General features: G+C 67.8%; 11 protein-coding genes. 4 read left to right on the plus strand and 7 right to left on the minus strand.

Annotation, left to right across the window (positions count from 1 at the left end):
• Positions 1 to 67: 67 nt before the first annotated feature.
• Together ABIC21_RS13005 and ABIC21_RS13010 are read right to left on the minus strand one after the other, a co-directional pair.
• Positions 68 to 724, minus strand: coding sequence for a response regulator (locus tag ABIC21_RS13005; RefSeq protein ID WP_354350814.1), 657 nt, complete (start codon positions 722 to 724; stop codon positions 68 to 70).
• Positions 721 to 2,067: a sensor histidine kinase gene (locus tag ABIC21_RS13010; RefSeq protein WP_354350815.1), complete on the minus strand. Its 1,347-nt coding sequence runs from the start codon at positions 2,065 to 2,067 to the stop codon at positions 721 to 723. The genes ABIC21_RS13005 and ABIC21_RS13010 overlap by 4 nt, the downstream gene beginning before the upstream one ends.
• 187 nt (positions 2,068 to 2,254) lie before the next feature.
• Between ABIC21_RS13010 and ABIC21_RS13015 the strand changes: the two genes are divergently transcribed.
• Positions 2,255 to 3,349 (plus strand): ABC transporter permease, encoded by a 1,095-nt coding sequence (locus ABIC21_RS13015; RefSeq protein ID WP_354350816.1) that lies wholly within the window; start codon positions 2,255 to 2,257, stop codon positions 3,347 to 3,349.
• Between the two features lie 45 nt (positions 3,350 to 3,394).
• Positions 3,395 to 4,096 carry an ABC transporter ATP-binding protein gene (locus tag ABIC21_RS13020; RefSeq protein ID WP_354350817.1) on the plus strand — a complete coding sequence of 234 codons (702 nt, stop codon included), beginning with the start codon at positions 3,395 to 3,397 and terminating at the stop codon, positions 4,094 to 4,096.
• A gap of 28 nt (positions 4,097 to 4,124) precedes the next feature.
• On the opposite strand, the gene ABIC21_RS13025 is transcribed toward ABIC21_RS13020, so the two are convergent.
• The 5 genes from ABIC21_RS13025 to ABIC21_RS13045 form a co-directional block, all read right to left on the minus strand.
• Positions 4,125 to 5,564 carry a phytoene desaturase family protein gene (locus tag ABIC21_RS13025; protein WP_354350818.1) on the minus strand — a complete coding sequence of 480 codons (1,440 nt, stop codon included), beginning with the start codon at positions 5,562 to 5,564 and terminating at the stop codon, positions 4,125 to 4,127.
• Positions 5,557 to 7,026 carry a glycosyltransferase family 87 protein gene (locus tag ABIC21_RS13030; RefSeq protein WP_354350819.1) on the minus strand — a complete coding sequence of 490 codons (1,470 nt, stop codon included), beginning with the start codon at positions 7,024 to 7,026 and terminating at the stop codon, positions 5,557 to 5,559. The genes ABIC21_RS13025 and ABIC21_RS13030 overlap by 8 nt, the downstream gene beginning before the upstream one ends.
• Before the next feature lie 171 nt (positions 7,027 to 7,197).
• Positions 7,198 to 7,338, minus strand: a complete 141-nt coding sequence (locus tag ABIC21_RS13035) for a hypothetical protein (protein WP_354350820.1) — start codon at positions 7,336 to 7,338, stop codon at positions 7,198 to 7,200.
• Positions 7,339 to 7,982: 644 nt separating this feature from the next.
• Positions 7,983 to 8,567, minus strand: coding sequence for a histidine phosphatase family protein (locus ABIC21_RS13040; protein ID WP_301226190.1), 585 nt, complete (start codon positions 8,565 to 8,567; stop codon positions 7,983 to 7,985).
• The gene (locus ABIC21_RS13045; RefSeq protein WP_354350821.1) at positions 8,568 to 10,034 is read right to left on the minus strand and encodes a CCA tRNA nucleotidyltransferase; all 1,467 of its coding nucleotides are present in this window, start codon (positions 10,032 to 10,034) and stop codon (positions 8,568 to 8,570) included.
• A gap of 170 nt (positions 10,035 to 10,204) precedes the next feature.
• Here ABIC21_RS13045 and ABIC21_RS13050 point away from each other — a divergent pair, with 170 nt between their 5' ends.
• Both ABIC21_RS13050 and murJ read left to right on the plus strand, forming a co-directional pair.
• On the plus strand, positions 10,205 to 10,753 hold the full coding sequence (locus ABIC21_RS13050) for an NUDIX hydrolase (protein ID WP_502935995.1): 549 nt from the start codon (positions 10,205 to 10,207) through the stop codon (positions 10,751 to 10,753).
• Positions 10,754 to 10,820: 67 nt separating this feature from the next.
• Positions 10,821 to 12,863 (plus strand): murein biosynthesis integral membrane protein MurJ, encoded by a 2,043-nt coding sequence (gene murJ / locus ABIC21_RS13055; protein ID WP_502935996.1) that lies wholly within the window; start codon positions 10,821 to 10,823, stop codon positions 12,861 to 12,863.
• Positions 12,864 to 12,934 lie beyond the last annotated feature (71 nt).

Below are 12,934 nucleotides of genomic sequence, written 5' to 3' on the forward strand. Positions count from 1 at the left end.
CCGCCGCGGACAACAAAGCCGGCACGGGGTAACTGGGCAGGAACGCCGTCCCGGTCAAAGGGGCGGCTCAGAAGCGCCGGATGATCCGGCGCTGCGCGGCCACGGAGATCGCCGCCGTGCGGTTGTCCACGCCGAGCTTGCCGTAGATGTGCACGAGGTGGGTCTTGACCGTTGCCTCGGAGATGAACAGCTTCTTGGCGATGGCCCGGTTGCCCAGGCCGGTGGCGAGCAGCTCCAGGAGCTGGATTTCGCGCGTGGACAGGACGGGTTCGGGGTTGCGGATCCGCCCCATCAGCCGGGCGGCCACCTCGGGCGCCAGCGCGGTCTGGCCGGCCGCGGCGGAGAGCACCGCCTGGCGGATCTGCTCCGGCGGGGCGTCCTTGAGCATGTAGCCGCTCGCCCCGGCTTCCACGGCGGCGAGGATATCGGCGTCGGAGTCGTAGGTGGTGAGAATGAGCACGGGCGGGGCGGGCTGGCCGGCCTCGCCCGCCCTGATCCTGCCGGTCGCGGTGACGCCGTCCATGCCGGCGCCCATCTGCAGGTCCATGAGGACGACGTCGACGGGCTCGCCGAGGGTATGGAGCCGGGAGAGCTCGGCGAGGGCGGCGCCGCCGTCGGCCGCCTCGGCGACGACGGTGAGGCCCTCGAAATCGCCCAGCATGGCCCTCAGCCCGGCCCGGACCACCGGGTGGTCGTCGACCAGCAGGACGCGGATGTCGTTCACGCCTGGCTCCCCGCCGGGGAGTCCCCGAGCGGGAGCCGGATGGCCACCACTGTTCCTTCGCCGGGGGCGGACTCGATGTCCAGGCTGCCGGAAAGCGCTGCCACCCGCTCCTGGAGTGATTTCAGCCCGTATCCCGAGCCGTCGGGACGCCCGGCCGGGCCTCTGACCGCCGAGGGGTCAAAGCCCGCGCCGTCGTCGTATATATCCATCGCCACTTCGCTGCCCAGGAATGACAGGGTCACGACGGCGGTGCCCGCCTGGGCGTGCACCCACACGTTCGCGAGGCTTGCCTGCGCGGCCCGCAGCAGGGTGGTGCGGTACGTGTTGGGCAGGTCCACCGGGGTTCCCTCGAGGTCGAAGCGGCAGCGCAGCCGGGTGCCGCGGGCGGCCGCCTCGGTTTCGGTCTTTTCGCAGAGCCGTCGCAGGCTGTTAACCAGCGGATCCTCCGCTGGGTTCTCGGCTGGGGTCTCCGCTGGCTTCTCCGCCAGGGCGGGAGGCTGCAGGCCGCGGACGAAGTTGCGGGCCTCGGCGAGATTGGCCGAAGCGGTCTCTTGGACCGTCCGGAGCCGGTCCCGGGCCATGGCGGCGTCCCCGTCATCGAGGGACTTTTCCGCCGAGCGGCTCATCAGCACAATGCTGGAGAAGCCCTGGGCCAGGGTGTCGTGGATTTCGCGGGCCAGTCTGGCCCGCTCGGCCAGCGTGCCGGCGTCGTGCTGGCTGCGGGCAAGCTCGGCGCGGGTGCGGCGCAGCTCCTCGGCGGCGAGTCGCTGTTTTTCGGCTTCCAGATACAGCGCCCGGTACGCCAGCCCGGTGACCACGGCGAAGGCCGCCCCGAACGCCGGTCCGAGCACCATCGGCAGCTGCAGCGCGCCGCCGTCCGCTCCGGTGTTGTGGAACCACAGCGCCACGATGACCAGCACGGTGCTCACCGCGATCGCCGGCAGCGCCAGCCGCAGTGGCAGCAAGTGCAACTGCAGGAAGAAGATCGGGAAGGCCAGCCAGACGAAGTCGGCGCTGGCCCAGATCAACAGCAGCCAGAGCAGGCAGACGGCCCCCAGCCACAGGTGCGAATACGGCCGGGGGTCGAACCGGGACGGATCCGTGGAATGGCGTTTCTCCAGGACGGTGCCCAGCAGGTAGACGGCCGCGAGAACCAGCGCGAGGCCGAGGATGAGCCAGTCTGTGCCTTGCAGCCCCGTGCCGAGCAGCCGGACCAGGGCGACGAGCAGCAGGACCGCGAAGCCGCTGTGCAGGCACACCCGCAGGACGCGCAGTATCACCGCAGCATCCGGTGTGGCGGTGGTGGCGGTTCCCGCCGGCGCCCTGCGGGCCTCGTCATCCATGCTTTCAGCGTAGTGCCGGGCCGGGCGGATTCCGGCCGAAATGCCTGCCGCGCGGCCACTATCAACCTTTTGGTTGACCCTCGGGTCAACCACTCCGGGCCGCAGTCTCCACCGGGTGGGCGATGCCGGCGACGCGCCGCCGCGGGAGGCTTGGAACAAGGCCACAAACCCCTCGAAAAGGACTGACATGTATCTCGCTCTCCGCGACCTCCGCTTCGCCAAAGGACGCTTTATTCTGATGGGCGGAGTCGTCGCGCTCATCACCCTGCTGCTCGTGCTGCTCTCCGGGCTCACCGCCGGCCTGGGCAACCAGTCGACGTCGGCCCTCTCCGCACTGCCCGCAGACCAGATTGTCTTTGGAGCCCCCGCCGGAGACAGCGCCAAGGCGTCGTTCACGGAGTCCGAGGTCACCCGCGGACAATGGTCGGAGTGGTCCTCCCGGGAGGGCGTGGCGCACGCCGAACTGCTGGGCATCAGCCAGAGCCGGTTCCAGGCGGTTGGCCCCGCGGGAAGCCCGTCCGGGACGGCCAGCGTGGCTGTCTTCGGCACCGAGGGCACCGGCCTGGCTCCGGCTCCGGTAGCCGAGGGAACGGTCGTGATCGGCAGCAGCCTCGCCGAGGAACTCGAGCTGCAGGCCGGCAGCCCCGCGACGGTGGGCGGAACGGAACTGACCGTCTCCGCCGTCGTCCCGGACCAGTGGTACTCCCACACCGGAGTTGTCTGGACCACCCTCGGTGACTGGCGGAAGCTGTCCCGCATCACCGGCACTGACGCCGCCGCGACCGTCATCGCGGTCACCTCCGACGACCAACAGTCCCTCGACGCCGGTGCCGCCAACGCCGCGGCCGGAACCGTCAGCACCACCCGGGAGGGGTCCTTCCAGGCCCTGGGCTCCTACAAGAGCGAAAACGGTTCCCTGCTGCTGATGCAGGCGTTCCTGTACGGGATCTCAGCCCTGGTCATCGTGGCATTCCTGACGGTGTGGACCGTGCAGCGCACCCGCGATATCGCGGTCCTCAAAGCCCTCGGGGGATCGTCCGGCTACGTCCTCAGGGACGCCATGGTCCAGGCGGCGGTGGTGCTTTTCGCCGGGGCCGCGGCCGGAGGTGCTGCCGGCTTGGCAGGCGGAGTTCTCGCCTCCGGCGCAGCCCCGTTCCTGCTGACCCCGCAGACCACCCTGCTGCCGGTGGCGGGCATCGTGGTGCTGGGACTGGCCGGCGCCGCCCTGGCGGTCCGGAGCATCACCCGGGTGGATCCTCTGCTGGCCTTGGGCGGCAATTAGACCCGTCCGCACCGCACCCAATAAATTCCCTGAAAGGCATACACCGTGAAAACCGCCCTTAGCCTCGTCAATGTCACCCTGGAGTACCCGGACGGCGACGGCACCCTTAAAGCGCTCGACGACGTCAACCTGAAGCTCGCCCCGGGGGAGTTCCTGTCCCTGGTCGGCCCCTCCGGGTCGGGTAAATCCTCCCTGCTGGCCGTCGCCGCCACCCTGGTCAGGCCCTCCGCGGGCCTCGTCGTGATCGGTGGGATCGATGCCGGCGGACTGTCCGAGGCGGACCGAACCTCCCTGCGCCGGGACCAGATTGGCATTATCTTCCAGCAGCCGAACCTGCTGCCGTCCCTGACCGCTTTGGAGCAGTTGGTGATCGGGGAGCACCTGCGCGGCAAACCGGCGCGGGCGGCCAGCCTCCGCGCCGCCGCGCTGCTGGATCTCGTTGGCCTGGCCCCGGCGGCCGGGAAACGGCCGCATCAGCTGTCCGGAGGCCAGCGGCAGCGGGTCAATATCGCCCGTGCCCTGATGGGGGATCCCGCCGTGCTGCTGGTGGACGAACCGACGGCGGCCCTCGACCATGACCGGAGTGAGGCCATTGTGCGGCTGCTGCGCCGGGTCACGGACGAGTTCGGGGTGGCGACGGTGATGGTCACCCACGACACCGGCTTCGTCCCGCTGACGGATACGGTCGCGAGTATGCGTGACGGCAGGCTCTCCGCCCTGCAGCCGGTCAGTCCCGCCCTCGCCTGAGGCCACTGCCCGAGGTACGGGCGACACCCTACATCCGGAGGGACGGCACCGGGAGACCGAATATGTCCTTGAGAGCATATTTGGCGGCGTGAAATCCCGGCATGCCCGTCACTCCCGGCCCCGGCGGCGTCGAGGAGGAGCAGAGGTACACACCGCGCAGGGGAGTCCGCCACGGGACCGGGCTTAGGACGGGCCTCCGGATGATCCTGCGGAGGTCCATCAGGCCGGCACTGAAGTCCCCGCCAACGTAGTTCTCGTTGTACTCCCCGAGCTCGGCCGCCGTCGTGACGTGATGGCCGAGGACAAGGTCGCGGAATCCGGGCGCGAAGCGCTCCAGCTGGGCCGTCACGGCCCCAGCCATGTCCACGCTGGATCCGGCCGGCACGTGGCAGTAGCTCCACAGGATGTGCCGGCCCCCGGGTGCCCGTCCGGCATCGAAGCCCGACGGCTGGGAGACCAGGACATAGGGCCGCTCCGGATGCCGCCCCGCGGCGACGAGGTTTTCCGCCTCGGCCATCTCCGCGCGCGTGCCACCCACATGGACCGTGCCGGCCTCGGCCAGTCCGGGCGCCGCCCAGGGGACCGGGCCGGACAGGATGAAGTCGACCTTGCAGGCCGCGTTCCCGAACCGGAACGACTCCAGGGCGCGGCGGTACCGGTCGGGGAGCCTGCCCTTCGCCAGCCTCAGCAATCCGGGTGGCGCCACGTCCAGCAGCGCGGCGCGGACCGGGGGCAGCTCCGCCAGGGATCCGATCCGGGCCCCTGTTTCCACCGCCCCGCCGTGCGCTTCGATGTCCGCCACCATGGCCTGCGCAATCGCCGCGGAGCCGCCTACCGGGACGGGCCAGCCGACCGTGTGGGCCAGGGTCCCCAGCATGAGCCCAGCTCCGGCCGGAGCGGGTGCAGGAAGTTGCGCCACCGCGTGCGCGGCGACACCGGTCAGCAGCGCCGGCGCCAGGTCCTCCCGGAATCTCAGCCCCCACAGCGGCGAGCCCTGCTCCAGCACCCGGGCACCGAACAGGGCGGCCGCCACCGGGTCGTGCGGTACCCGCAGGAGCTGGTTGAGCGTCAGGTCCGTGATCCCGTCCGCGTGCCGCACGAGCGGGGCCATCAGCCGCCCGAAGGCGCGTCCGTCGCGTCCCAGACCGGCGACCGTGCGCTCGAGGGAGCGGTACGCCAGCACGGCCCGGCCGCCGTCGAGCGGGGTGCCGTACGAGACTTCGGGGACCTCGAGCCGGATCCGCCGGGACAGCTCGAACTCCCGGAAGAACGGCGAAGCCAGGGCCATCGGGTGCACCGCCGAGCAGACATCGTGAAAGTGGCCGGGCTCTATGAGTTCCGCGGTGCGCAGCCCGCCGCCCGGGGTGGAGGCCGCCTCGTAGACATGCACTTTCAGTCCGGCGCGGGCGAGGGTCACCGCGGCAGCGAGCCCGTTCGGTCCTGATCCGACGACGGCGACGTCAAGCATCAGCGAACGCCTTCCGCCAGGGCAGCACGGACGCCGCGGGGCGCAGCAGGTCCACCCGCAGCCGGTCCGGAGCGCCGTCGAATGGACCGCCCTGCGGATCGTCCATCCCGTACCGGCGGACCACGTCATGGCCGGGGTCCCAGATGTCCCAGGCTACCCGTGCCATCAGGTAGCCGGTGGCTGCCATGTGGAAGACCACGGCGAGGACATAGTAGGGCATATCAATATTGTGCTGGGAGACGCCGCCGCTCGTCACCTGTCCGAGGTACATCCAGACGGCGGCCCAGTGCAGCGCCTCGAAGGTCTGCCAGATCAGGAAGTCGCGCCAGCGCGGCCGGGCCAGGGCCAGCAGCGGGATGAGCCAGATGACGAACTGGGGGGAGTAGACCTTGTTGGTCAGGATGAACGCGGCAACGATCAGGAAGACGAGCTGCGCGAGCCGCGGCCGCCGGGGCGCGGCCAGGGCCAGGACGCCGACCAGGAAACAGGCCAGCACAAAAAGGTTCAGGGCGAGAGTGTTGACCGCCTCAGGCTGCAGCGGGAGCCAGCCCAGCCGGCTGGCGACGAGGTTGTAGGCAAACCACGGCGAGCTGTAGCCGGCGGGCCGGTCCTCCGTGAACTGGTAGAAGTATTTCCAGCCTTCCGGGTTGACGGCGGCGACCGGGACGTTGACGGCCAGCCACGCGGCGGCGGCGGCGCCCGCGGTGACCAGGACCGGACGGACCCTCCCGGTGCGCAGGGCCAGGAGCAGGACCGCACCAAGGATCAGCACCGGATAGAGCTTGGTTGCGGTGCCCAGCCCAATGAAGATCCCCGCCAGCAGAAGTTTGTTCCGGGAGAAGCAATACATGCCCAGGGCCAGCAGGCCTACAGCCCACATGTCCCAGTTGATGGTGCCGGCCAGGACAATTCCGGGGGCCACCGCCACCATGGCCGCGTCCCACGGCCGACGGCGGGCCATCCGTGCTGTGGCGAGGACCGTCACGATCCAGACGGCCAGGATCAGGGCGGCATTGATGTCAAAGTAGGCGAGGATGCGGCCGGCCGAAACGCCATCCCCGGGCACCAGCAGGGCCGTGGTGCCGGCGATGAAGCCCATGAGGACGGGGTATTCGAAGAAGGTCCCCTGCGTGATGAAGGGGAAGGTGCCGTCTCCGAGGCCGCGGCTCTTGAACAGTTCCGGGAAGTCCGAATAGCACGTCGCATAGAACTGGCCCGGGGTTTCCCAGCCTTTGCTGCGGCAGTAGGACTTGAGCAGGATGCCGATCACCGCTGCGAGAACGGTGAGCAGGACCAGGACGCGTTCCACGGTGAAAAATCCGGGGGAGACGATGCCGGGGGCGGATCGGCGGCCCATGGGTCCGCCGATCAGTTCCGTGAAGTTCCTCAGCAGGGGGTCGCTGCGGCTCGGAATGACCAATCGGACACGTCTGCGGTGTTCCGGCGGCTTTGTCTCCTGCATGCCCCCGAGCTTACCGGGGCAGCTGCCGGTGCCGGTGCCGCGCCGGACGGGTGGCCAAATGGGGGTCAACCCGGGTGCTTAGCAGGGGGAGCCCACGCGCCGCCGCGTGGGCTCCGGGCCGATCGGTTCCGACGTCAGTCATCGGTTCCTCCTTCGATGCCTGGACCTGCCTCAGCGGATGAGGCCCATCTGGTGCATGACAACGTAGACGTCTTCACGCTTCCGGTCGAGGAGTTGTCCGTTGAACAGCGTCGTGTGCCTTGGGGCGGGCTTGAGGGCCCGGCGCAGCATTCTGTGGAGTTTCTGCTTCATGGTGGTCACCTCCCGCCGGCGGCTCGTGCTGCCTGGTCGGGCTGTGGTGCTGGCAATTGTCACGATGGACCTTTCATTGCTACTGCTGGGGGTAATTGGGCATGCCGAATAAGGCCTCTGTTAATGGAGGAAGAAAAGGCCGTAATTGAGCGCGGAAATGCCCGGCGCTAATTAAAGAGTTTTCGCAAAAGCGAATGGAGGCCCCTGGATGCAGAGTGCCGCAACCCCAACAGGAAGCTTGGTTCCGAACTTTGGGGATGGTGCGCGACGGCGTGGTTCCGCCTGGGTCAGTCCGCTGTCACGGAACTCCCGGGAAAGGGAATGCCGGTATCGCCCTGGCTCCGCTCCCTAGGTCAAAGGCCTGGTCGCGGCAGGAACGGTCAGGAGGCAGTCGGGCCGAAATTCGGGCGCGGTTCAGCGTCAGAGGCCGGGGTGGCGGTGACGAAGTACATCCATCCGCTAGTCAAAGTAATCATTTCTCCCAACCTCCTTTTCTGTTATGCCGTGGCTTCGGCTGACTGGCCGGGCCACGCGCGCCTCGACCCCGGCAGGACGCTCTGGGGTCAGAAATAAAAATACACCAGGAATGCAGGGCTTGACTACCGCATTCATAAACTTTTTCGAAGTTATTCTCTAAATCGTGTTTATAGTCCCCAGCGGACCACTGCCGGGGTCTTCTTGTCCCAGCCGAGCGTGCAGACTTTCGCGGTGCCCAGGATGAAGTGCCGGCCCTCGTGGGGATCGAGGCCCAGCCACCTGGCGGTGAGGATCCTGGAGAAGTGGCCATGGGCCACGATCAGGACGTTGTCCAGGCCGGATTCCAGCACCCGCGCCACGATCTTGTCCGCGCGCGCGGCGACGTCATCGAGGGCTTCGCCGTTCGGCACCCCGTGGGTCCAGATCAGGTATTCCGGGTTGTCCTTACGGATGAGGTCCGAACTGATGCCCTCGTAGTCGCCGTAGTCCCACTCGACCGCGAGCGGCTCCAGCTGGGCGTCAGGAAAGCCGGCGAGTTCCGCGGTCCGGCGGGCCCGCCGCAACGGGGACGTCAGCACCAGGTCGAAGTCGACGGCGTCGAGCACCTTGCGCGCCTCCACGGACTGCTGTTCCCCCTCCACGGTCAGCGGGAGGTCGGTGAGTCCGGTGTACTGGCCGCTCTTGGACCACTCCGTTTCGCCGTGCCGCAGGATCCACAGCTGCGGGCGGGGGCCGTTGGAAGGTGCAATCACTTAGGACTCCTCAGTTGAGAGTGCGACGGCGTACTCGGGCTGTGCAGCCCACCATTCGTGCAGTTTGGCCTCGGCGACGGCGGGTTCCAGCGGGCCGTGCTCCATCCGTTCCTCCAGCAGGAATTTGTAGGCGCGGCCGACGACCGGGCCGGGTTTGAGTCCCAGGAGTTCCATGATCCGCCCGCCGTCGAGGTCCGGGCGGACAGCCTCCAGTGATTCCTGCTCCCGCAGGGCCGCGATCCGGGCCTCGAGATCGTCGTAGGCGAAGGCGAGCCGCTCGGCCTTGCGCTGGTTGCGTGTGGTGACGTCCGAGCGGGTCAGCCGGTGCAGCCGTTCCAGCAGCGGCCCGGCGTCGGTGACATAGCGGCGGACGGCCGAATCGCTCCAGCCCGCATCTCCGTAGCCGTAGAAGCGCATGTGCAGCTCCACCAGCTTGGCCACGGCCTTGATGGTGTCGTTGTCGAAGCGCAGGGCCTTCATCCGCTTTGTTGTCAGTTTGGACCCGACCATGTCGTGGTGCCGGAAGCTCACCGCGCCGCCCGGTTCAAAGCGGCGCGTGGCCGGCTTCCCGACGTCGTGCATCAGCGCTGCGAATCGCAGCACAAAGTCCGGCCCGGGCACGGTGCCATCGGCATCCGTTTCGAGGGCGGCCGCCTGCTCCAGGACCTGGAGCGAGTGCTGGTAGACGTCCTTGTGCCGGTGGTGCTCATCGGATTCGAGCCGCAGGGCGGAGACCTCCGGCAGCACGAACTCGGCCAGTCCCGTGTCCACGAGCAGGTCCACGCCGGCCCGGGGGTGCGCCGCGCAAATGAGCTTGACCATCTCCTCGCGGACCCGTTCAGCGGAGATCATGGTGATCCGTTCCGCCATCCGGGACATCGCCGCGCGGACATCCTCGCGCACCGTGATCCCCAGCTGGGCTGCGAATCGGGCGGCGCGCATCATGCGCAGCGGGTCGTCGGAGAAAGAGGATTCCGGGGCACCCGGGGTGGCCAGGATGGAAGCGTGCAGGTCGCGGACGCCACCGAAGGGGTCCACCAGCTCCAGCGCGGGCAGGCGCAGTGCCATGGCGTTGATCGTGAAGTCCCGGCGCAGCAGGTCATCCGTCAGTGAGGTACCGAACGCCACCGCAGGTTTGCGTGAGTCGGAATCGTACGCCTCGGCACGGTACGTGGTGATCTCGATCTGGAAGCCGGCCTTGCGCATTCCGATGGTGCCAAAGGCGCGCCCGATTTCCCAGTAGTTGTCAGCCCATTTCCTGATCAGGGCGACCGTCTGGTCCGGGGTGGCGTCCGTGGTGAAGTCCAGGTCCGGGGACACCCGGCCCAGGAACAGATCGCGCACGGGACCGCCCACCAGGGAGAGCTCGTGGCCGGCGTCGACAAACCGCTGCCCAAGTTCCAGAACCACAGGGTCTACCTGGAAATCAACAGTGTGCGAGTCAGTCTTGTGATGTGCGTGCGCCATAGTTTCTTAAGCTTGTCAGAAATCCCGGCCAGCACCACACCGAATGCTTCCCGAGTCCGTCCGGTGGCACCAAACCCGGGGGTGGAACGGACTGTCCACTTTCCCGGCCGTCCACTTTCCTGCCATGTTTAGGTCATCAAGTGCGGACAAGAGTCGTTAGAGTGGACTTCATGGCCCATCCCGTACCGAGCGCTCCCGGCAGGAGGACAAACGCACCGTTGCCGTCGGCAATCGGTGCCAATGTCGCGCCGGTCCAGCACTCCGGGCAGGCCTCCCTTCCCACTGTGGAGGAAATCTCCGCCGGCGGCGTTGTGGTGGACACCTCCGACGCCGAACTCCGGGTTGCGATCATTGCCCGCCTCAATCGCGGAGGGCGGCTGGAATGGTGCCTGCCCAAAGGACACCCTGAAGGCAAGGAAAGCAACGAGGAAGCGGCCGTACGGGAGATCGCGGAGGAAACCGGCATCGAAGGCAAGATCCTCGCGCCGCTGGGAAGCATCGACTACTGGTTCACGGTCAGCGGGCATCGCGTGCACAAGACCGTCCACCACTACCTGCTGCAGGCCACGGGCGGGGAGCTGACGATCGAGAATGATCCGGACAAGGAAGCGGTGGATGTCGCCTGGATCCCCATCCATGAGCTCGCCCGGAAGCTTTCCTTCCCGAACGAGCGCCGCATAGCCGACCTCGCCAAGGAAGTCCTGCCGGAACAGCGCTAGGCCGCGCGGATCCCCTGATCGGACCCGATAGCGCCTTAACCCGTGCCCGGGTGAGACGATGAAGACGATGTCATCAGCCAAACCCACCCCAGCGCACTCCGGCCCCGCCGATTCCAAAGCTGTCCAATCCGGAGAAGTCCGTTCCAGCGCCATCATGGCCGCGGGAACGCTGGTCTCGCGTTTCCTTGGCTTCGCCAAGACCTGGATGCTGGCGGCCGCCCTCGGTCTGGGCTCCACGGTCAACGACACGTTCATCAATGCGAACAACCTGCCGAACCTGATCTTCCTGCTGGTGGCGGGAGGCGTTTTCAATGCCGTTCTCGTGCCCCAGATCATCAAGGCCAGCAAGGCTCCGGACCAGGGAGCCGACTACATCAGCCGGCTGCTGACCCTCGCCGTGCTGGTGCTGCTGACACTCACGCTGGCCGTCACGCTGCTGGCGCCGTCGGTCATTGAGCTGACGACGCAGGGTTACTCGCCGGAGCAGAAGGCCCTCGCGGTGTCCTTTGCGTTCTGGTGCCTCCCGCAGATCTTCTTTTACGGGCTGTACGCCCTGCTGACGCAGGTACTCAACGCCCACGGCGCGTTCGGGCCCGCGATGTGGGCGCCGATCCTGAACAATATTGTCGCGATCGCCGGCCTGGGCATGTTCATCTGGACCTTCGGCGCCAACGCGGCCAACCCCCACACCCTGGACACCTGGGATTCCAACCAGACGTTCCTGGTGGCCGGGTTCTCTACCATTGGGGTGATTGCCCAGACCGCCATCCTGCTGGTCCCGGTTTTCAGGCTCCGGCTCGGTCTGCGTCCCCGCTTCGGCTGGCGCGGCGTCGGACTGGGCCAGGCCGCCAAGCTGAGCGTCTGGACCCTGGCGACCGCCGCCGTCGGACAGCTGGCCTTCCTCTATGTCATGCGCATCGCCACGATCCCGGGTGCGGAACGGCTCCGCCTGGAACAGGCAGGCGACCCGGCCGCGGACACACTCCCCGGCAACGCCGTGCTGGAGGTGGCGAGCCAGCTTTATCTGCTCCCGCACTCGATCATTGCGCTGTCGCTGGCCACGGTGCTGTTCAACCGGATGACCCGGGCTTCGCAGGACGGGGACCACGCCGCGCTCCGCAACGCCCTCTCGCATGGACTCCGCACCATGGCCGTGGCCACGGTGTTCGGAGCCCTGGCCCTGTTCGCACTGGCAGGACCGCTGGGCATGTTCTTCTCCGGCGGCATTCCGCAGGACGGCGTCATGCTGGCCCAAACGCTGACCATACTGGCCCTCAGCACCCCGTTCATGAGCGCCAATTTCATGATGTCCCGTGTGTTTTATGCCAACGAGGACGCCCGGACCCCGTTCTTCATCCAGCTGGTTCTGGCCGTCGTGAACGTGATTGCCGCCTTCACGATCCAGTTCCTTCCGTTCGATCAGATTATCTTCGCCATCGCCACCCTCTACACCGGCGGCAATATTCTGTCCGTGATTGTCAGCGCGATCTTCCTGCGCCGCCTTCTGGGACACCTGGACGGGCCGCGGATCGCCAATTCCTACATCCGGATGGGCTACGCCGCGCTGGGTTCCGCCCTGGCGGGTGCCGTGGCATTGTGGCTGCTGGGCAGCTACAGCCGGGACGGCTTCGCCTGGAGCACGCCTGCCGCCGCGCTGGTGACGATCGTCGTCGTCGGGCCGGTCATGCTGGCAGCCTATCTGCTCCTGCTGAAGCTGTTCCGGGTCACCGAGCTGAGCGATCTGCTGCAGCCCCTGCTGGGCCGCATGCGCCGCCGGTCGGCTGCGGAGCCCGCTGGGGACGCTCCGGACGGCACCGCTGCAGCCCGTACGCGGCCGGAACGTGCCACTGTTTCGGTCGACACCGGACTCATTCCGAGGATATCCGGGGAATTCGACGCCGCGTCTTTTCGTGCCGGGCCCGACCTGCGCGAACAGGACGAACGCTCCGGACTCGACGGTCCGGAAGGTGGCTACCTGCCCTCCGAAGACCTCCCCAGCACCGCCGAGGGCGGCTTGGCCGGCGACGTCCCGCTGCCTGGACGCAGGACGTACCAGGGCCCCGCAGGGCATAACCCGCATTTCCCGTTTGGCGGCAGGAAGAAAAAATAGCAACCGGCCGGCTCCGCGGCGCCGTGCTTCCGTGGCCGGGACCGGCGCATCGGCTAGGATCGAAGACTAAC

Source organism: Pseudarthrobacter sp. PvP090, from assembly GCF_040547365.1.
Lineage (GTDB): Bacteria > Actinomycetota > Actinomycetes > Actinomycetales > Micrococcaceae > Arthrobacter.

Excerpts from the sequence above, each read along its gene's own strand:
- ABIC21_RS13010 (WP_354350815.1), bottom strand. The coding sequence starts at position 2,067 with ATGGATGACGAGGCCCGCAGGGCGCCGGCGGGAACCGCCACCACCGCC.
- ABIC21_RS13015 (WP_354350816.1), top strand. The coding sequence starts at position 2,255 with ATGTATCTCGCTCTCCGCGACCTCCGCTTCGCCAAAGGACGCTTTATT.
- ABIC21_RS13025 (WP_354350818.1), bottom strand. The coding sequence starts at position 5,564 with ATGCTTGACGTCGCCGTCGTCGGATCAGGACCGAACGGGCTCGCTGCC.
- ABIC21_RS13030 (WP_354350819.1), bottom strand. The coding sequence starts at position 7,026 with ATGCAGGAGACAAAGCCGCCGGAACACCGCAGACGTGTCCGATTGGTC.
- ABIC21_RS13035 (WP_354350820.1), bottom strand. The coding sequence starts at position 7,338 with ATGAAGCAGAAACTCCACAGAATGCTGCGCCGGGCCCTCAAGCCCGCC.
- ABIC21_RS13045 (WP_354350821.1), bottom strand. The coding sequence starts at position 10,034 with ATGGCGCACGCACATCACAAGACTGACTCGCACACTGTTGATTTCCAG.
- ABIC21_RS13050 (WP_502935995.1), top strand. The coding sequence starts at position 10,205 with ATGGCCCATCCCGTACCGAGCGCTCCCGGCAGGAGGACAAACGCACCG.
- murJ (WP_502935996.1), top strand. The coding sequence starts at position 10,821 with ATGTCATCAGCCAAACCCACCCCAGCGCACTCCGGCCCCGCCGATTCC.